Source organism: Peterkaempfera podocarpi, from assembly GCF_042466665.1.
In the GTDB taxonomy this organism is placed as follows: domain Bacteria; phylum Actinomycetota; class Actinomycetes; order Streptomycetales; family Streptomycetaceae; genus Peterkaempfera; species Peterkaempfera podocarpi.
Map to the genome: position 1 here is coordinate 3,664,506 of NZ_CP162102.1, position 18,718 is coordinate 3,683,223.

Annotated in this window: 12 protein-coding genes; 4 read left to right on the plus strand and 8 right to left on the minus strand. The window is 73.7% G+C overall.

What is annotated here, in order from left to right:
- Positions 1–136 precede the first annotated feature (136 nt).
- Positions 137–1,129, plus strand: coding sequence for a class I SAM-dependent methyltransferase (locus AB0761_RS15995; RefSeq protein WP_377269686.1), 993 nt, complete (start codon positions 137–139; stop codon positions 1,127–1,129).
- Between the two features lie 56 nt (positions 1,130–1,185).
- Here the strand turns inward: AB0761_RS15995 and mfd are convergent, their stop codons facing one another.
- Positions 1,186–4,803, minus strand: coding sequence for a transcription-repair coupling factor (gene mfd / locus AB0761_RS16000; protein ID WP_377269687.1), 3,618 nt, complete (start codon positions 4,801–4,803; stop codon positions 1,186–1,188).
- A 546-nt stretch (positions 4,804–5,349) separates the two neighbouring features.
- Between mfd and AB0761_RS16005 the strand changes: the two genes are divergently transcribed.
- The gene (locus AB0761_RS16005) at positions 5,350–6,690 is read left to right on the plus strand and encodes a nucleotide sugar dehydrogenase (RefSeq protein WP_377269688.1); all 1,341 of its coding nucleotides are present in this window, start codon (positions 5,350–5,352) and stop codon (positions 6,688–6,690) included.
- A 129-nt stretch (positions 6,691–6,819) separates the two neighbouring features.
- On the opposite strand, the gene AB0761_RS16010 is transcribed toward AB0761_RS16005, so the two are convergent.
- From AB0761_RS16010 to AB0761_RS16020, 3 genes are all read right to left on the minus strand, one after another.
- Positions 6,820–7,899, minus strand: coding sequence for a hypothetical protein (locus AB0761_RS16010; RefSeq protein WP_377269689.1), 1,080 nt, complete (start codon positions 7,897–7,899; stop codon positions 6,820–6,822).
- 196 nt (positions 7,900–8,095) lie between these two features.
- The gene (locus tag AB0761_RS16015) at positions 8,096–9,118 is read right to left on the minus strand and encodes an SUKH-4 family immunity protein (RefSeq protein ID WP_377269691.1); all 1,023 of its coding nucleotides are present in this window, start codon (positions 9,116–9,118) and stop codon (positions 8,096–8,098) included.
- 1,645 nt (positions 9,119–10,763) lie between these two features.
- Positions 10,764–11,792 carry an SMI1/KNR4 family protein gene (locus tag AB0761_RS16020; protein ID WP_377269692.1) on the minus strand — a complete coding sequence of 343 codons (1,029 nt, stop codon included), beginning with the start codon at positions 11,790–11,792 and terminating at the stop codon, positions 10,764–10,766.
- A gap of 198 nt (positions 11,793–11,990) precedes the next feature.
- On the opposite strand from AB0761_RS16020, the gene AB0761_RS16025 reads away from it, so the two are divergent.
- Entirely contained in the window at positions 11,991–12,632 is a 642-nt protein-coding gene (locus tag AB0761_RS16025; RefSeq protein ID WP_377269694.1) for a DUF1349 domain-containing protein, read from the plus strand.
- A gap of 34 nt (positions 12,633–12,666) precedes the next feature.
- Positions 12,667–13,515, plus strand: a complete 849-nt coding sequence (locus AB0761_RS16030; RefSeq protein WP_377269695.1) for an NAD-dependent epimerase/dehydratase family protein — start codon at positions 12,667–12,669, stop codon at positions 13,513–13,515.
- Positions 13,516–13,929: 414 nt separating this feature from the next.
- On the opposite strand, the gene AB0761_RS16035 is transcribed toward AB0761_RS16030, so the two are convergent.
- The 4 genes from AB0761_RS16035 to AB0761_RS16050 are packed head-to-tail and all read right to left on the minus strand — an operon-like array spanning position 13,930 to position 18,543.
- Positions 13,930–15,123 carry a DegT/DnrJ/EryC1/StrS family aminotransferase gene (locus AB0761_RS16035; protein WP_377269697.1) on the minus strand — a complete coding sequence of 398 codons (1,194 nt, stop codon included), beginning with the start codon at positions 15,121–15,123 and terminating at the stop codon, positions 13,930–13,932.
- Positions 15,124–15,164: 41 nt separating this feature from the next.
- Complete coding sequence (locus AB0761_RS16040; protein WP_377269698.1) at positions 15,165–16,304, minus strand: DegT/DnrJ/EryC1/StrS family aminotransferase; 1,140 nt, start codon at positions 16,302–16,304, stop codon at positions 15,165–15,167.
- Complete coding sequence (locus tag AB0761_RS16045; protein ID WP_377269699.1) at positions 16,301–17,335, minus strand: NAD-dependent epimerase/dehydratase family protein; 1,035 nt, start codon at positions 17,333–17,335, stop codon at positions 16,301–16,303. The genes AB0761_RS16040 and AB0761_RS16045 overlap by 4 nt, the downstream gene beginning before the upstream one ends.
- Positions 17,332–18,543, minus strand: coding sequence for a Gfo/Idh/MocA family protein (locus AB0761_RS16050; protein WP_377269700.1), 1,212 nt, complete (start codon positions 18,541–18,543; stop codon positions 17,332–17,334). Before AB0761_RS16050 ends, AB0761_RS16045 begins: the two co-directional genes overlap by 4 nt.
- Between the last annotated feature and the right edge of the window lie 175 nt (positions 18,544–18,718).

Sequence of the window (18,718 nt, forward strand, 5' to 3'; positions counted from 1 at the left end):
CACGACCCTAGTCCCGGCCCGCCGCCCGCCCGTTCACCCCCGCGGGGCGACGTCGGTGGGACGGCGGATGAACGATGGGTAAAGCTTCCCTCGCCGCCCTGTCCGGCCCAGGGTTGGAGCTGCTTGGGTCGTCGCCATGCCCTCCCTGCTGTCCTCCGCTCCCGCCCGCCGCGCGTTGCGCCCGGTCACCGCCCGCATCGACCGCCGTATCGAGCGGGCCCTGTCACAGCGGGCACGGTCCCAGAAACCCCAGGTCACCCGAGGCGACCTGGCAGCCGTGCAGACGGAGCTGGCCGAGCTGCGCGCCGAGTCCGGCCGGCTGCGGGAGACCCTCGGCCAGGCCGAACAGCGCCTGTACGCCATGGAGCTGCTGCTCGGCCGGGACGGGCGCGGCGCCGGCGACCGGCTGCCCCGCAAGTCCCAGATCATGGAGCTGTGCCGGCAGATCACCGAGGTCACCGGCCACACCAAGCCGTACGCCCAGGTGGCGCTGGCCTACCGCACCCTGGTGGAGCTGGAGCTGAGGGGTGTGGGACGGCTGGCCGGCTCCACCTCGAACATCCTCGGCAAGCTCACCACCACTCCGCTGCTGGCGCCGCCCGACGGCACCGTGCTGGAGATCGGCACGCTGTACGGGCTCTTCTCCGGCGGCCTGGCCCGCCAACTCGCCCGCCAGGGCATCGAAGCCGATCTGACCATCGTCGACCCGCTGGCCGACATCCAGCTCCAGCCCGACCGCGCCCGCTTCGGCAGCGACCCGTCCGGCAGCCCGGTCAGCGAGACCGTCGCCCGCACCAACCTGCGGCTGGCGGGCGTCGACCCGGCCAGGCTCCGGCTCCACCGGGGCTTCTCCACCGACCCCGAGGTGCAGAAGGCCGTCTCCGACCGCAGCTACGGCGTGGTGATCATCGACGGCGACCACTCCGAGGAGGGCGTCCGCAAGGACCTCGCCTGGGCCGAGGAGATCACCGCTCCGGGCGGCATCGTGGTGATGGACGACTACGGCGACGACGGCTGGCCCGGGGTGCAGGCCGCCCTCGACGGCCACCTCGCCGCCGGGGGCAGCCGTCTGGAGCTGCTGGGGACCGTCTCCACCAGCGCCTTCCTGCGGGCCCGCGCCGCCGGGTAACCGGCCCCGACAGCAGCCCGGCCGGGCCCGCCTCCGCGGGACCCGGCCGGTCGGCTTCAGCGGGCGGCGTTCATCTCCTCGAACATGGCGGTGAGGAACTCCCGGCTCCAGGCGAGGAGTTCACGCCCCACCACGGGCTTGCCGCCGATCCGGCCGGTGGTCGGCCGCGGCACCAGCAGCTGCCTGGTGGCGCCCTTGACCAGACTGCGCGGGTAGAGGCGGTTCAGCCGCAGCTGCTGGGACTCGCGCAGCTCCACCGGCCCGAAGCGGACGTTGGCGCCCTGCAGGGTGATGTCGCTGATCCCGCAGCGGCGGGCGAACAGCCGCAGCCCCGCCACCAGCAGCAGGTTCTCCACCGGCTCCGGCAGCTTGCCGTAGCGGTCGGTGAGCTCCTCGCGGACCTGGACGATGTCGTCCTCGGAGTTGACCGCGGCGATGGAGCGGTAGGCCTGCAGACGGAGCCGCTCGCCGGGCGCGTAGTCATGGGGGACATGCGCGTCGACCGGCAGCTCGATCTTGACCTCCAGCGGCTCCTCCTCCGGCTCGCCGCCCGTCTCCAGCTGCTCCCGGAACTCGGCGACCGCCTCGCCCACCATGCGCATGTAGAGGTCGAAGCCGACACCCGCGATATGGCCGGACTGCTCACCGCCGAGCAGATTGCCGGCGCCGCGGATCTCCAGGTCCTTCATCGCCACATACATGCCCGCGCCCATCTCGGTGTGCTGGGCGATGGTGGCGAGCCGCTCGTGGGCGGTCTCGGTGAGCGGCTTCTCCGGCGGGTAGAGGAAGTAGGCGTAGCCGCGCTCGCGGCCGCGGCCCACCCGGCCGCGCAGCTGGTGCAGCTGGGAGAGGCCGAAGGTGTCGCCGCGCTCCACGATCAGGGTGTTGGCGTTGGAGATGTCGATGCCGGACTCCACGATGGTGGTGGAGACCAGGACGTCGAACTCCTTCTCCCAGAAGTCGACCACCACCTTCTCCAGATGGGTCTCCCCCATCTGCCCGTGGGCGGTGGCCACCCGCGCCTCGGGGACCAGGTCCTTGAGCCGTGCGGCGGCCTTGTCGATCGACTCCACCCGGTTGTGGATGTAGAAGACCTGCCCCTCGCGCAGCAGTTCACGGCGGACGGCGGCGGCGATCTGCTTGTCGTCGTACGGGCCCACGAAGGTCAGCACCGGGTGGCGCTCCTCCGGCGGGGTGGTGATGGTGGACATCTCCCGGATCCCGGTGACCGCCATCTCCAGGGTGCGCGGGATGGGGGTCGCGGACATGGTGAGCACATCCACATTGGCGCGCAGCTTCTTCAGCTGCTCCTTGTGCTCCACACCGAAGCGCTGCTCCTCGTCCACGATCACCAGGCCGAGGTCCTTGAACTTGGTCTCGGAGGCGAAGAGCCGGTGGGTGCCGATGACCACGTCCACCGAGCCCTCGCGCAGCCCCTCCAGGACGTTCTTCGCCTCGGAGTCGGTCTGGAAGCGGGAGAGCGCCTTCACCGAGACCGGGAAGTTGGCGTACCGCTCGGAGAAGGTGGAGAAGTGCTGCTGGACCAGGAGGGTGGTCGGGACGAGGACGGCCACCTGCTTGCCGTCCTGGACGGCCTTGAAGGCGGCCCGCACCGCGATCTCGGTCTTGCCGTAGCCGACGTCGCCGCAGATCAGCCGGTCCATCGGGACCGACTTCTCCATGTCGCCCTTCACCTCGGCGATGGTGGTGAGCTGGTCGGGCGTCTCGGCGTAGGGGAAGGCGTCCTCCAGCTCCCGCTGCCAGGGGGTGTCGGTGCCGAAGGAGTGGCCAGGGGCCGCCATCCGCGCCGAGTAGAGCTTGATCAGGTCGGCGGCGATCTCCTTGACCGCCTTCTTGGCCCGCGACTTGGTCTTGGCCCAGTCCGCGCCGCCGATCCGGTGCAGTGAGGGGGCCTCACCGCCGACGTACTTGGTGACCTGGTCCAGCTGGTCGGTGGGGACGAAGAGCCGGTCGCCGGGCAGGCCGCGCTTGGCGGGGGCGTACTCCAGCACCAGGTACTCACGGGTGGCGCCCTGCACGGTGCGCTGCACCATCTCCACATAGCGGCCCACACCGTGCTGCTCGTGCACCACGAAGTCGCCGGCCTGGAGGGCGAGCGGGTCGATGGCGTTGCGGCGGCGCGACGGCATCCGCCGCATGTCCTTGGTGGAGGACTTCTGCCCGGCGAGGTCGGTCTCGGTGATGACGGTGAGCTTCAGTGCCTCGTCGACCAGGCCGTTCTCGATCGACCCGCAGGAGACATGGACCAGACCCGGCTCCGGTGTGCCTGCCAGGTCGGGGACCAGCCGGGCGGCGATGCCCTCGTTCCCCAGCATCTCGGCGATCCGGCTGGCCGGGCCGTGGCCCTCGGTCACCATGACGACCCGCCAACCGTCGGCCAGCCGCTCCTTGGCGTCGGCGATGGCGCGGGCGGTGTCGCCCCGGTACGCCTCCACGGCGTGCATGCCCAGGGTGAGCGTGTCCGGGTCGGAGTCCAGCCGGGTCTCGAAGGAGTCCGCGGAGTCACTGGTGGCGAACGGGCTGACGGACCACCAGGGCAGCCCGATCTCGTCCGCGTGCTCCCGGATGTCCGCCAGCGACCAGAGGGAGGCGGCGGAGACGTCGATCGGCGCCAGGTCGATCGGCCGGTCCCCGCCGGATGCCGCCGCCACCCAGGAGGCGTGCAGGAACTCCTGGCTGGTGGCCACCAGGTCGGCCGCCCGGGTGCGGACCCGCTCGGGGTCGCACACCACCGAGACGCTGCCCTGCGGCAGTACGTCCAGCAGCAGTTCCATGTCGTCCACCAGCACCGGCGCCAGGGACTCCATGCCCTCCACCGCGATGCCCTCGGCGATCCTGTCGAGGATCTCGGCCAGTTCCGGGTGGGCGGCCGCCAGTTCGGCCGCACGGGCCCGTACGGCGTCCGTCAGCAGCAGTTCACGGCAGGGCGGGGCCCACAGACCGTGCTCGGCGATCTCCAGCGACCGCTGGTCGGCGACCTTGAAGTAGCGGATCTCCTCGATGTCGTCGCCCCAGAACTCCACCCGCAGCGGGTGCTCCTCGGTCGGCGGGAAGACGTCCAGGATGCCGCCGCGCACGGCGAACTCTCCGCGCTTCTCGACCAGTTCCACCCGCTGGTAGGCGGCCGCGGCCAGCCTGCGGGCGACGTCCTCCAGGTCGTGCTGCCCGCCGCGCAGCAGCGACACCGGCTCCAGTTCGGCCAGCCCCTTGACCTGCGGTTGCAGCACCGACCGCACGGGTGCCACCACCACCTGCACCGGTCCCGCCGCCGGGTCGTCGGCCCTCGGGTGGGCGATGCGGCGCAGCACCGCGAGACGGCGCCCCACGGTGTCCGAACGCGGGGAGAGCCGCTCGTGCGGCAGGGTCTCCCAGGCGGGGAACTCGGCCACGGTGTCGGGGGGCAGCAGCGAGCGGAGGGCGGCGGCCAGGTCCTCGGCCTCACGTCCGGTCGCGGTGACGGCGAGCACCGGGCGGCCCCGGTCTCCGGTCGCCCTGGCGGCGAGCGAGCGGGCCAGGGCCGCGATCGCGAAGGGTCTGGCGGCCGGCGGGCCCACCAGGTCGAGATGCCGGCGGTTCCCGGTGGCTGCGGCCTCGACGGCCTCGGCGAGTGCGGCGTCCTGGGCGACGACATCGAGCAGTCCGGTCAGGGTCATGGGTTCTTCTTGTCCCGTGCTTCCGGTCAGTGGTGGGGTGTCGGGTCTGTCAGCGGGCTGGTGGGGCGGGTGGCGCCTGCTGGGCGCGCAACGAGAACCACCCGGCACGCACTGCGGGCCGGGGGTTCCAGACTACGCCCGGGCCCGCCGGGCCGCCGTCCGGCGGGGGGTACGAGCGGTCCTGCGACGGTATGCCGTACTTGGTACAGGCAACGGCCATCCGCTGGTCGCCGTCCGTCCATCGGCGCTGGCAAGCATGGGGCTCGCGCCGCTGCCCGACCGTGGGGGGAGGACGGTGGCGCGACGGCCGCCCGACGAGGGCGGGCGGCATGCGCGGGCTGCCGGGTGGGGTGGTCCGCGCGACAGACGGCCGGGGCCGTGCCACCGCGGGGGTGTCGCGGACCCCGGCCGTCTGCCTCTCCTCACCCGGAGGAGTCCCGCGGCGACGCCTGTACGGAAACGCCTCCGCGCCGCCTTCCGGCTCTCTACGCTGAATTGTGAAGGCAGCGTGGAGACGACGCTGCCACGAGGGGGGTGGGGACCACGATGCGCGTGGTGATCGCAGGACAGGGATATGTGGGACTGCCACTGGCGGTCCGGGCCGCCGAGGTGGGGTACGACGTCGTCGGCTACGACGTCGACGAGCGGCGGATCAAGAAACTCGCGGTGGGCGAGTCCTATGTGGAGGACATCCCGGCCGAGCGGCTGCGGCCGCTGCTGCACGCCGGCTCCTACACACCGTCCACCGATCCCAGGGACGCGGCCGGCTTCGACATCGCGGTGATCACGGTGCCGACGCCGCTGCGCGACGGTGCACCCGACCTGTCGTACATCGAGGCGTCCGCCAGGATGCTGGCCCGCTTCCTGCGGCCGGGGGCCACGGTGGTGCTGGAGTCGACCACCTACCCGGGGACGACGGAGGAGCTGCTCGCCCCGCTGCTGGAGGAGGGCTCCGGGCTCACCGTGGGCCGCGACTTCCACCTGGGCTACAGCCCGGAGCGGATCGACCCGGGCAATCCGACCTGGCGCCTGGAGAACACCCCCAAGGTGGTCTCCGGAGTGGACGCCGGCTCACTGGCGGCCGTCGAGGGCTTCTACGGTCAGCTGGTGGAACGCACCGTGCCGGTGTCCTCCTGCAAGGAGGCGGAGCTGACCAAGCTCCTGGAGAACACCTTCCGGCATGTGAACATCGCCCTGGTCAACGAGCTGGCGATGTTCGCCCACGATCTGGGCATCGATGTGTGGGAGGCGATCGACGCGGCCTCCACCAAGCCGTTCGGCTATCTGCGGTTCACCCCCGGACCGGGGGTGGGCGGGCACTGCCTGCCGATCGACCCGTCGTATCTGTCCTGGCGGGTGGAGCGGGCGCTGGGGCACCCGTTCCGGTTCGTGGAGCTGGCCAACGACGTCAACAGCCATATGCCGGACTATGTGGTGCGCAGGCTGGTGGAGGCGCTCAACGAGCGGCAGCGGTCGGTGAAGGGTTCGCGGGTGCTGCTGCTGGGCCTCGCGTACAAGAAGAACACCGGCGACGCCCGGGAGACCCCGGCCGCCCGCATCGCCGAGCTGCTGGACCGGCTGGGCGCCGACGTCCGGGCTGCCGACCCGCATGTGGTCGCGGGGGTGCATGTGGACGAGCCACCGATGGACGCCGCCGCGGTCCGGCAGGTCCCCGGACCCCGGCCGGGCGCCGCGGGGGGCGGCCACGGAGACGCGCTGGCGACGGTTCGGCGGGTGGAGGCCACCCCGGCGGAGCTGGCGGCGGCCGACGCCGTGGTCCTGCTGGCCGACCACGACGACTTCGACTTCGAGGCGGTCACCGAGCACTCCCGCTATGTGCTGGACTGCCGCCGCCGCCTCAGTGGGGCATCCGTCGAAGTCCTCTGACCCGGCCCGCGGGCGGCCCGGCACAGCAGGCCCCGGCGGTCGAGGGGCGCGGGGAACCATCCGAACCGTCCCGCGCCCCTCATCGGGCTGCCGTCCGGCGGCCGGGTCCGCGGCGGCCGGTGGCGGTGCTCAGCTCGCGCGCCGGTCCTCGTCGAAGGAGCCGGTCCGCTGCGCGGGCGGCGGAGTGATCTGCACCGGCAGCTCGGTGGTGTCGTCGTCCGGGTCGGCGGCCGGGGCGGGCCCGAACACCGCGCCCGGGGCCGGGGAGGGCCCCAGGACGGGCTCGGCGGCCGGCGCGGGGACGGAGAACGAGGGTGCGGTGCCCGCACCGTGCGAGGTCGGCATATTGGTGAGCGCGGCCAGGGTCTGCCGGATGTGGTCCAGGTGCACCTGCACCAGTTCCTGGCGCTCCGCGTACGACCGCTGCTCGCGCTCCGCCGCCGCGGCGATCCGCTCCGCCTCGTGCCGGGCCCGCTCCAGCAGCCGGTCGGCACGGACCCGCGCCTCGCGGTCGATCTCCTCGACCCGGGACAGCACGGTCTCGCGGTGCTGGGCGGACTCGCGGTCCCGCCGCTCGCCGATGGCCGTGATCCGGTCCTCGACCTCCTGCTCACGGGCCAGTGCCGCCGCGGCCTCCTCGTCGGCGACCTGCTGCCGGGCCGCGAGGTCGGCCCTGGCGCGGGCCCGCTCCTGCTCGCCCTGCTCACGCAGCCGGGACAGCTCCTGCTCCGACTTCGCCCGGATCTCCTCGGACTCCCGCTCGGCCTCCTCGACCGCGGCGGCCGCGGCGGACCGGGCCTGGTCCAGGATCTCCTCGGCGTCGCAGTCGGCTCCGATACGGGCCTCCTCGGCGGACTCCGCCGAGTGATCCTCCTGCCGCTGCGCCTCCTGGACGGCCAGCCGCCGCAGCTGCTCGGCGGCCTGGGCGGCCTCCTGGAGCACCGCCGCCGCCTCCGCCTCCGCGGTGGCCAGCAGCCCCGCGGCACGTCGACTCAGCACCCCGTAGTCGGGCGGCGGGGCGTCCTCCGCGGCCTGGACGGCATCGGCAAGCGCGATCTCCAGCTCCCGGATGGTCGAACCCAGGGTGCCCAGCCGCTGCCACGCCTCGTCCCGCTGCGTGACCAGCGCCGTGACGGCCCGCTCGACCTGCTCCGGTGCATAGCCGCGCCGAGCGGTGGTGAAGTCGTACGCGGAGACGGCGTCGCTCATCCGTGCTACTCCCGTTGTCGCCTGCGATCAGGAGAGGACCTGATCACTTTTGATCCGTTTTGCCCACTAACCTACCTTCTTCGTTTGCTCTCGTACCCGAACCGCCACAGGCGATCCGCAGGGAAAGACCCGCCCGGAGACACGCCGAGGGGCGCCCCGGATCACTCCGGAGCGCCCCTCGCCCTGCCTCTGACCGCTAGAGCAGCCCGTCCCAGAACTGCTCCAGGAGCACCGCCCACCAGGTGTCCGGCGACTGGAGCGCCGCCGGGTCGACCGCGGCCAGCTGCGCCTGGAAGTCGGTGGTCCAGCGGCCTGCCTGCTCCGGTGTGAGACCGAAGCGGAACCGCCACATCCGGCCGAGCAGCGCCATGCAGCGGACGAACTCCGGGACCCCGGAGTTCACAAACCGCGGCTGGCTCTGCTCCGGTCCGGGCTCCATGTCCACCGCGACCACGGCCGCCGTGCCGAACTGCACACAGAGCTGACGGCCGTAGTCATTGCCCAGCACCAGATAGCCGCCCGCGTCCGGGGCGGCCGGGCGGCCCCGCTCGGCTGCCAGCTCGGCCAGCGTCGGGATCGGCCTGCCCGGCTGGGCCTGCGCCCAGAAGAAAGGCCCGAACTCCACCGGAAGACCGGCCCAGACCAGCGTCTGCGCCACCGGCTCCGGCACACCCTGACGGGAGACCGCACGCTGCTCGTACCGGAACACGGCGGGCCCGAAGGCCTGGCTGAGCTCGCCGGCCAGCTGCTGCGGAGCCAGCGGCGGCAGCTTGGGCACCGCCCCCGGGTCGGGCAGCGGCACCCGCACCGGCTTGGGCCGGGCCGGGCCGGACGCCAGGGCGTGCAACTCGTCCAGGTGCTCCAGCAGATGCCGCATCCCGGACTGCCGTGCGGCGTGGTCGCGGCCGTACCCGGCGGTGTGGGTGATCCGGACGTTGGGCCATGCCTCCTTGACCATGCGCGCGCAGTAACCGGCCGGGAGGTCGCAGCACTCCAACTCGGTGTGCAGTTCCAGCACCTGGTCCGGAGGGACGTTGAGGCGGCGCAGCTCCTGGAGGATCTTCCACTCCGGGTGCGGGGTGCCGGGCTCGCTGCGCTGCATCACCTTCTGCTCGGAACCGTCGGGACCGCGGTAGCTGAGCACCGCCAGATAACCCGGCCCCACGGTGGGCAGGCTGGGAGCCCCGGGCACCCCGGGGGCCATGGGCTGGGGCGGCATCGCACCTACTGGCGGAGGCGGCATGGCGCCGATAGGCGCAGGGGGCATCGCACCGATGGGCGGAGGCGGCATCGCACCGATAGGCGCAGGGGGCATCGCACCCACCGGCGGAGGCGGCATGGCGCCTACAGGCGGAGGCGGCGGTGGCCCGGGCTGGAAGGGCGCCGGCGGGAAGGGACTCGCACCCGGCACACCCGGCGGAGGCGGCAGCGCCGCCGCCTGTGCCCCCACGGGCGGGGGAGGCGCGGCCGGGCCCGGCGGAGGCACGGCCTGGGCAAGCTGCGTCGGTGCGTGGCCGATCTCCGCAGCGGACGGCGGCGGCGTGCCCTGCGGGCCCCCGCGGCGGCCTGCCGGTCCCGGCACCCGAGAGGTGCGCTCGTCCGCGATGTCGCCCGCAGCCGGCGCTCCGCCCAGCAGTCCCGGTGGGGGCGGGGGCGGCGGTGCGCTGCCTGCGGAGCGGCCGCCGGCACCCCCGGCTGCACCGGAGGCTCCGCCCAGCACGCCCGGTGGGGGCGGCGGAGGCAGTGCGCCGGCGCCGCGGCCGCCCCCGCTTCCTACGGGAGCGGAGGGCGCGCCGAGCACTCCGGGCGGGGGCGGCGGAGGCGGCGTACCACCGGAGGCCCGGCCTCCGGCCGAAGGGGCTCCCGGGCCTGCGGGACCGCCGGGCATGCCGAGGCCGCCCGGGGACGCAAGCATCGTCGGGGCGTGGTCGAGCTGGGGCGGCGTACCGGGCGAACCCGGGCCGCTGTCAAAGGGGTTCGGCGGAGGCGCGGGATATCCGTACCCACCCCCTGCACCCACCGGCGGCGGAGGCGGCGGGGACGCCGGACCGGCCCCCGACGTAGGCGGAGGCAGCGGCGCACCCTGCATCCCCACCGGCGGGGGCGGAGGCGCGGGATACCCGTATCCACCCCCCGCGCCGACCGGCGGCGGAGGCGGCGGCGGCGCGGGATATCCGTACCCACCGCCCGGACCCACCGGCGGCGGAGGCGGCGGGAACGCCGCACCGCCCGGCCCGAAGCGGTCGCCGCCCAGCGGCGGAACGGGGCCGGCGCCCACGGCCGGAGCCGGCGGCGGCTCCTCGACCGCCGAGGGCCTCCGGGCCGGGGCCCGGTCCGGCGGGGAGAGCATGGTCGGCACATCGCCGGGCGGCCCGTCCCCCACCGGCGGGGCGACCATCAGCGAGGGTGTCTCCACAGCCGGTGCGGAGGGGACCGGAGCCGGTCCGCCCCGCTGCCCGGCCAGTTCGGCCGCCTCGGCGGCGAGCGCCGCGGCGCCTGCCTCGTGGAGCCACTGCGGCGGGCTGAGCAGGAAGGAGGTGGCCTCGGCGAAGTCCCGGGCGGGCGGTGCGGGGGTCGATGTCGGGGTGGCCCCCGAGGGACGGCCGTAGGCCTCCTCGTACCGCCGGACCACCTCATTGACCGGCAGCGGCGGCCAGAGCGTGGTCGCCCCGCTGTCGCGTGCGATGACCAGCCGGACCTCCCCGCCGTCCGAGGACGGACCGTCGGCCCGGTCCACGGCCCAGCAGACGAAGCCGAGGTCGAACTCCCGCACCCGCACCTCGCGGCGCTGGAAGTGCGGCACCCCGCCGTTGATCCAGTCCTCGGCGGTCTCCTGCGCCTGCGCGTACGTCACCACGGCCGGATCACCCCTGCCCCTTCACCGGGACGGCGCGGGCGAACCCGCCGTCCACCATCAGCTCGGCCACCGTCTGCAGCTCCGGCGGGCTGCCCGCCAGCCGCAGCAGAAACGCGTCGAAGTCGTCACCGCAGGGCAGCAGCAGCCGCTCGCAGCGCTGCTCCGGCGGTTCGTCGCCGCCCCCGTCACGGGCGTCGTCGTACGGGCAGAACCACATCGAGCCGATGCCCGCGCCGCGCACCTTGAGAGCCAGCAGGCCGCCCTGGGTGTAGGCGACGGCCAGGTAGTCCTTGGTCAGGTGGTCGCGTACGCACTTGTTGACATAGACGAGGTCGTCGAGCTCATAGCCGTCGCGGACCCCAAAGAACGGCTGGTCGACCAGCAGCCCCAACTGGGTGTCCAGGGCCACCCCCACGGGAGCGCGGCCACCGGCGACCTTGAGGAAGCCCCGGTAGGCGCCGGGCAGCCGGTAGCCCAACCGCTCCTCGACCCGCTGTATCTGACTTTCCGTCACCGTGACCGGGTCACTGCCGTCCTTGGCGAGGGAGAAGTGGGCGGGCCGGTGCTCCTGGAGCGGACGGGTACCGCGCCGGGCGTGGTCGGCGGTGGAGAGCGCCAGGCCGCCGTGGTGCCGCAGCAGCGCCTTCACCTCGACGGGTACCAGCTCCAGGCGGCGACGGCCCGCCGGTGCGCCGCCCACGGCGTGGTGCCAGGTCCAGCCGTGCGGGGTGGCCACGGCGCAGTCGAGATCGGCCCAGAGTTCATGGCCCTGGCTGTAGAGGGCCGCGTTGGCGGAGACGAAATCGGTGAGCCGCAGCTCGTCGACGCCGAAGCCGTCGGGCGGGTCGGCCACTTCGGCGGCCGCGGCCGCGAAGTCGCCGAAGTCCGGGTACCCCTGCTCATCCACCCGCATGCCCGCCGGGTAGCGCTCCGCCCGTACGGGATCGGGGAACTTCACCGCCTGGCCCGCATAGGCGGCGCCAGGCGCCTGCGCCCTGCCCGCTGCGGCGGGCGCCCCGGGCCGACCTGTCGTCATCGAGATGCCCCCAGTGGCTCAGCTCCGACTTCTCCGTCCCCAAGCCTAGGGGGTGGACGCCGATGCGGTTCTTCCCGGTCACAAGGCCGTCGCCACGGCGCCCCGGGCCCCCTGGCGCGGTGCGGCGCCGCCGAGCAGGATGGGACCCGGCCGCCCGCGCCCCGGCGCGGTGCGGCAACGAGGGAGAGGGACGCCGCTGTGGCCGGACCTGAGGTTTCTGACGCGGGGGGACACACCATCCAGGGCCTGCTGATCGCACTCGCCGAGGAGGGGCCGCGCGGGGGCTCCTGGGTCATCGACGGCGGGACGCTGACCATGACGTCCGCGCCGAGAACCGACCTGTTCGCCGACCCGATGGGCCGCGAGGGGGAGCAACTCCCCGATGCGGCACGGCTGGTGGGGGTGCCGCCGGAGGGGGACTTCACGCTCGCCGCCAGGGTCACCGTGGGGTTCCGCTCCACCTATGACGCCGGGGTGCTGCTCCTCCACGCCGGGGAACGGCTCTGGGCCAAGCTCTGCTTCGAGTACTCGCCGCAGGGCAGGCCCACCGCGGTCACGGTGGTGACCAGGGGGACCTCCGACGACGCCAACGCCCATGAGGTGACGGGCGAGCAGATATGGCTGCGGATCACCCGTACCGGGGCGGCCTTCGCCCTGCACTCCTCGGCGGACGGCGACCGCTGGCGGCTGCTGCGCTACTTCACCCTCGGTGCGGAGGCTGCGAACCGGGTGAAGGTGGGATTCATGGCACAGTCTCCTCTGGGCGAGGGCTGCACCGCGGTCTTCGACCGCATCTCCTTCCGGCGCGAGGCCCCCAGGGATCTGCGCGACGGAAGCTGAGACCACGTCGGCCGAGCGTACAAGGGACCAGATCATGCGTGTCTTCCTCGCCGGGGCGACCGGTGCCGTCGGCCGGATCCTGCTGCCGCTGCTGCTGGACGAGGGGCATCAGGTCGTCGCGGCGTCCAGGACTCTCGCCGGAGTGGAGCGGCTGCGCGGTCAGGGCGCCACCGGGGTGCTGCTGGACGTCCTCGACCGGGACGCGGTGGCGGAGGCGCTGACGGCGTCGGCACCGGACGCGGTAATGCACCAGCTGACCGCGCTCTCCGACTACGACCTGGCCGCGAACACCCGCATCCGCCGGGAGGGCACCCGCAGTCTGGTGGACGCCGCCCGCAAGGCCGGAGTTGAGCACTTCGTCGCCCAGTCGATCGCCTTCGCCTACGAGCCGGGCGACACCCCCGCCGACGAGTCCACCCCGCTGGACCTCTCGGCGCCGGAGCCCCGGGCCACCACCGTCGCCGGGGTACGGGCGCTGGAGGAGGCGGTCGCCGAACTCCCGCACCATGTGGTGCTGCGCTACGGGGCCTTCTACGGGCCGGGCACCTGGTACGCCCCCGGCGGGCTGATGGCGGACCGGCTGCGCGCCGGTGGGCTGCGGGCGGACGACGGCATCAGCTCGTTCGTCCATGTCGAGGACGCGGCGCGGGCCGCGGTGGACGCCCTGGCTTGGCCGAGCGGGGTGGTCAATGTGGTGGACGACGAGCCGGCAGCCGCCCGGGAGTGGATCCCGGTGCTGGCTGCGGCGCTGGATGTACCGGCCCCGGCCCCCGTCGGCGGCCGCGCGGGCTGGGAACGGGGTGCCCGCAACACCGCTGCCCGTGCCCTCGGCTGGCGGCCCCGCCACCCGACCTGGCGCACCGGCTTCGCCGCTCAGGCCTGACCACCCATCGGGTCACCCCCGGCTGCTCACCGGCTCGGCGTCGCCCCGGCCGTACGCCGAACCCGGCCAGGCACACGGCCACCGCCGAAGGGGAGACAGCTCTGGACGAGTCCGCCACGAGGCTGCGGCAGGGGCCCGTCGGGCGCGGCCCTCGGGGGGCGACGGTGATCTCCTGCCCGTCTCCCCGGCCGCCTGCGGCTGATGGAACCGGCACCGGATCACGCGACGGCGGCCCGTGCCGGCAGCATGACAGCGACCGACAGGGCGACCGCACCCTTCGAAAGCCCGGGCGAGGCATCCCCTCGACCGGGGCAGCGCGCGGAGGCGTCCGCACCTCCCTGGCCTCCCGATCGATGAAGAGGCGCTGAGGAGCGGTCAACCGGCCCGCCGGGCCGATGGGTGCGCCTGCCCGCGTCAGGCGGTTGCTCTGGCCACCGCCTTGGCCAGGGCCTCGGCGACGCGGGCCTGCTGGGATTCGGTGATCTGGGGGAAGAGCGGCAGGGTGAGCAGCTCCCGGGCGGCCTGCTCGGCCACCGGGAAGGAGCCCTCGCCCCGGCCCAGGGAACGGAACGCGGGCTGGAGATGGACCGGCACCGGGTAGTGGATGCCCGCGCCGATGCCCGCCTCCTGGAGCGCCGTCAGTACGGCGTCACGGGAGCGGCCGGCGCCGATCCGCACCGCATAGAGATGCCAGACGTGTTCATTGCCCGGCAGGGTGCGAGGCAGGGTGATGCCGTCGATGTCGGAGAGCATTGCGTCGTACCGGGCGGCGGCGGCGCGGCGGGCGGCGTTCCAGGCGGGCAGCCGCCGCAGCTTCGCCCGCAGCACCACGGCCTGGACGGTGTCCATCCGGGAGTTGAAGCCGAAGCGGTCATGGACGTACTTGCGCCCCGACCCGTGGTCGCCGATCAGCCGGACCGCGTCGGCGAGGGCGTCGTGGGAGGTGGTGACGGCCCCGGCGTCGCCGTAGGCGCCGAGGTTCTTGCCCGGGTAGAAGCTGGTGGCGGCGATCCGGCCCCAGGAGCCGGACGGCCTGCCGTGCTGGGTGGCGCCCTGCGACTGGGCGGCGTCCTCGACCACGGGGAGGCCGTACTGGGCGGCGAGGTCCAGCAGCGGGTCCATGGGGGCGAGCTGGCCGTTGAGGTGGACCGGCAGCAGGGCCGTGATCCGGCCGGGCCGCCCGTCGCCGCCGGCCGCGGCGACCGCTCCGCCGTCGGCGGCCAGGACCTCGGCGACCCGGGCCGGGTCGATCAGCAGATGGTCGGGGTCGGCGTCGACCAGGACGGGCTGCAGGCCGGCCCGCACCACGGCCTCGGCCGTGGCGACGAAGGTGTTGGCCGGCAGCACCACCTCGCCGCCGGGCGGCAGCTCCAGGGCGCGCAGTGCCAGTTCCACCGCGTCGGTGCCGTTGGCAGTGCCGACGCAGTGGCGGGTGCCGGCGAACTCGGCGTACTCCCGCTCGAAGGCGGCGACGTCGGGGCCCTTGATGTAGGCGCCGGCGGCGAGGACCCGGTCGATCCCCTCCTGTACCTCCTCGGCGACCTCCGCGTGGGCGGCCCGCAGGTCGACCAGCGGGATCGGGGCGTCTGCGGGCGTGCTGGCGGTCATGGCGTGCGGTCCCCCGGGGGTGGTGTGGGTGGCGGCGGTACTCAGCCTGCGGCGCCGAGCAGCGCCACGGCGACCTGGTCCTGCTGCTGCTCCGTGAGGAAGTGGTGCAGCGGCAGGATCAGCGAATTGCGGGTGAGGTGCTCGGTGACGGGCAGCGGGACCCGTGCGCTGCCCGCGTAGGGGGCCTCCAGATGGGCGGCCATGATGCCGCGCCGTGCGGAGATCCCGGCGGCGGCGAGCTTGCCGAGCAGGTCGCCCCGGGGGATCGGGAAGCCGTCGGGGAGCAGCAGCCAGCAGGACTGGTAGTTGGTGGTGCCATGGGGCGGGTCGGCGACCAGCCGGGCCCCTGCGGCGATGAGCGGGGCGAGCAGGATGCGGTAGCGCTCGGCGAGGATGCGCCGCCGCTCCACCATGGCGGGGAGTTTGCGCAGTTGCACCAGGCCGATGGCGGCCTGGATGTCCGTCATCCGGTGGTTGAAGCCGATCTCGTCGTAGGTCTCCAGCATCGCGGCGCCGCCCGCGGAGGCGTGCCGGTCCGCCGCGGAGACGCTCATGCCGTGCTCGCGCAGCCGGCGCAGGCGCACGGCGACGGCGGCGTCCTGGCAGGTCACCATGCCGCCCTCGCCGGTGGTGAGCAGCTTGCGCGGGTGGAAGGAGTAGGCCGCGAGCACCGCGTCGCGGCCGGCGGGCGCGCCCCGGTAGGTCGATCCGGCGGCGCAGGCGGCGTCCTCGACGACCGTGATGCCGCGCGGGTCTGCCAGGGCTCGCAGGGCGGCGAGGTCCACGGGGGAACCGCCCTGGTCGACCGCGACCACGGCCCGGGTGCGCTCGGTGAGCAGCGGCTCGACGGTCGCCGCGGTGAGATTGCCGTCGGCCGCGTCGACGTCGGCGAAGACGGGCACGGCGCCGACGTAGGTGGCGGCGTTGGCGGTGGCGATGAAGGAGAAGGAGGGGACGACGACCTCGTCCGCCGGGCCGACCCCGGCCCCGATCAGGGCGAGGTGGAGGGCGGTGGTGCAGGAGGAGACGGCGACGGCGTGCGGGACGCCGAGGTGCTCGGCGAAGGCCTGCTCGAAGGCGGCGACACGCGGCCCCTGGGCGACCCAGCCGGAGCGGACCGCCTCGGCGGCCGCCTCGGCCTCCTCCTCACCGAGCCAGGGGATCATCACGGGGATGGTCATGCGCCGCCCTCCTCGGCCGGCGCGGAGGTCTCCGCGGTGGTGCGGCGCCACCAGGCGACCAGCCGGCGCAGGCCCTCGTCCAGTCCCAGCTCCGGCTTCCACCCGAGGTCGCGCTCGGCGGCGCCGATGTCGGCCAGACGCCGGGTGACACCGCCCGCGGTGTCACGGGCGGGGCCGTGCTCGACACCGAGGTCGCCGCGGTCCATGGCCTCCAGCAGGGCGTCGGCCAGGCCGCGCAGCGAGATCTCGGAGGCGCTGGCGATGTTGTAGACCCGGTCGGTGACCGGCGCCCGGGCGGCGAGCAGATTGGCCCGGGCGATGTCCTCGGTGTAGACGAAGTCCATGGTCTGGGTGCCGTCGCCGAAGATCAGCGGCTGCCGGCCGTCGGCGATCCGCTCCATCCAGCGGATGAAGACCTCGGTGTAGCGCCCGTGGACGTCCATCCGGGGCCCGTAGACGTTGAAGTAGCGCAGGGCGACGTAGTCCAGGCCGTTCATGGCGTGGAAGCTCCGCAGCAGGCCCTCGTTGAAGGTCTTGGCCGCGCCGTAGAGGGTGTCGTTGTGGTACGGGTGCTGGGTCTCCGGGGTGGGGAAGGTGTCCGCCAGGCCGTAGACCGAGGCCGAGGAGGAGGCGACGACCTTGCGCACCCCGGTCTCCACGGCGGCCTCCAGTACGTCGAAGGTGCCGTCGACCAGCACCTCCAGGGCCAGCCTGGGCTCGGTGGCGCACTGGGTGATGCGGATCGCCGCCAGGTGGAAGAGGACGTCGGTGCCCGGCCCCAGCAGCTCGCGCAGCAGCGCCCGGTCACGGATGTCGCCGTCCACCACCCGCAGCCGCCCGGGTGCGTCGGCGGTGAGCTGCTGGGCGTGGGCGAGGTTGGCCATCCGGCCGCGCACGAAGTTGTCGAGGACGACGACCTCTCCGGCACCGGCCTCCAGCAACTGGTCGACGACGGTGGAACCGATGGTTCCGGCACCGCCGGTGACGACGCATCGGGCGCCGCTCAGTTCGACGGAGGGGGTGGCGGTCATCTGGAGGCGGCCCTTTCGTGGAGGCTGTCGGCCCGCAGGCCGGCGGTGAGGACGTCGGTAGGGGAACCGGATCCGACCGGTACGGTGACACCGCCCAGCTCAAGGCTGCGGGAGGCCGCGTGCAGCAGCCGCAGCACCCGCACCCCGGCCCGGCCGTCGGTGAGCGGGGTGCGGTCCTGGGCGATGGCGGAGGCGAACTCGGCCATCACATTGCGCAGCGCCTCCTGCTCCACCAGCGCGGGAGCGACCATCTCGCCCACCCGGTAGGAGATCAGCGCCTGGTGGCGGATGGCGTCGGTGAGCTCGTCGGGCGGGGTGAGGTCGACCCCTCGGTCGTAGACCGACAAGCGGGCCTGCGGGTTGAGGTCGTCCCAGACCAGAGTGCGGCGGGAGCCGCCGATCATGGTGGTGCGGACCTTGGTCGGTGACAGCCAGTTGACGTGGCAGTGGGCGAGCGCACCGCTGCTCAGCCGGACAGTGAGATAGGCGACACAGGCCCGCCCCGCGCCGATCGGGTCGGCGCCCTGGGCGGAGACACCGACCGGCTCGACGCCGGGTGGCAGCACGAAGTCCAGGATGGACAGGTCGTGCGGGGCGAGGTCCCACAGCACGTCGACATCCGGCTGGACCAGCCCCAGGTTGATCCGCACCGAGTCGAAGAACTGCACCTCGCCCAGGTCCCCCGCGTGCACCATCTCCCGGATCCGGCGCACCACGGGGGTGTAGCAGAAGGTGTGGTCGCACATCAGCACCCGCCCGTGCCGCTCGGCGACCTCGACCAGCTCCGCGGCGTCGTCGGCGTCGGTGGTGATGGGTTTCTCCACCAGGACGTGCTTGCCGGCCTCCAGCGCCTGCCGCACCAGTCGGTAGTGGCTGGCGGCCGGGGTGGCCACGGCGACGGCCTGCACCTGGTCGTCCGCCAGCACCTCCTCGTACGAGGTGGTGGCCCGCACCGTGCTGTACTCACCGAGCACCCGGCGGGAGCGGGCCTCGTCCAGGTCGCAGAGCCAGCGCAGTCTGAGCGCGGGTGTCTGCTGGGCGTTGCGGACCAGGTTGGGCCCCCAGTACCCGGCGCCGATCACGGCCAGACCGATGGGTCCGGTCGCCGGCATGGTCGGCGGGCCCGGCACCGGCACATGCTCCCCCGGTGCCTCATGGGCCTCGGCGGCCCCGGCAGCTCTGCTGCCCTCTCGCTGCGGACGCGTCATGGCATCGACCCCCCAATGCTTTCCGCGCGGCGTCGTTGCCCACGCGGCTGACACCACTCGCTCCCGGCACGTGTACGCCCGGTGCCGTCCCGCTCTCCCCTGCGGTCGTGGCGCCGCGCACACCGCCTCCGGTGTCGCTGCTGGAACGCTACCGCCGCCCCTCTCCGGAAGGGGG

Excerpts from the sequence above, each read along its gene's own strand:
- AB0761_RS16005 (WP_377269688.1), top strand. The coding sequence starts at position 5,350 with ATGCGCGTGGTGATCGCAGGACAGGGATATGTGGGACTGCCACTGGCG.
- AB0761_RS15995 (WP_377269686.1), top strand. The coding sequence starts at position 137 with ATGCCCTCCCTGCTGTCCTCCGCTCCCGCCCGCCGCGCGTTGCGCCCG.
- AB0761_RS16045 (WP_377269699.1), bottom strand. The coding sequence starts at position 17,335 with ATGACCGCCACCCCCTCCGTCGAACTGAGCGGCGCCCGATGCGTCGTC.
- mfd (WP_377269687.1), bottom strand. The coding sequence starts at position 4,803 with ATGACCCTGACCGGACTGCTCGATGTCGTCGCCCAGGACGCCGCACTC.
- AB0761_RS16030 (WP_377269695.1), top strand. The coding sequence starts at position 12,667 with ATGCGTGTCTTCCTCGCCGGGGCGACCGGTGCCGTCGGCCGGATCCTG.
- AB0761_RS16035 (WP_377269697.1), bottom strand. The coding sequence starts at position 15,123 with ATGACCGCCAGCACGCCCGCAGACGCCCCGATCCCGCTGGTCGACCTG.
- AB0761_RS16010 (WP_377269689.1), bottom strand. The coding sequence starts at position 7,899 with ATGAGCGACGCCGTCTCCGCGTACGACTTCACCACCGCTCGGCGCGGC.
- AB0761_RS16050 (WP_377269700.1), bottom strand. The coding sequence starts at position 18,543 with ATGACGCGTCCGCAGCGAGAGGGCAGCAGAGCTGCCGGGGCCGCCGAG.
- AB0761_RS16020 (WP_377269692.1), bottom strand. The coding sequence starts at position 11,792 with ATGACGACAGGTCGGCCCGGGGCGCCCGCCGCAGCGGGCAGGGCGCAG.
- AB0761_RS16040 (WP_377269698.1), bottom strand. The coding sequence starts at position 16,304 with ATGACCATCCCCGTGATGATCCCCTGGCTCGGTGAGGAGGAGGCCGAG.
- AB0761_RS16015 (WP_377269691.1), bottom strand. The coding sequence starts at position 9,118 with ATGCCGCCCCAGCCCATGGCCCCCGGGGTGCCCGGGGCTCCCAGCCTG.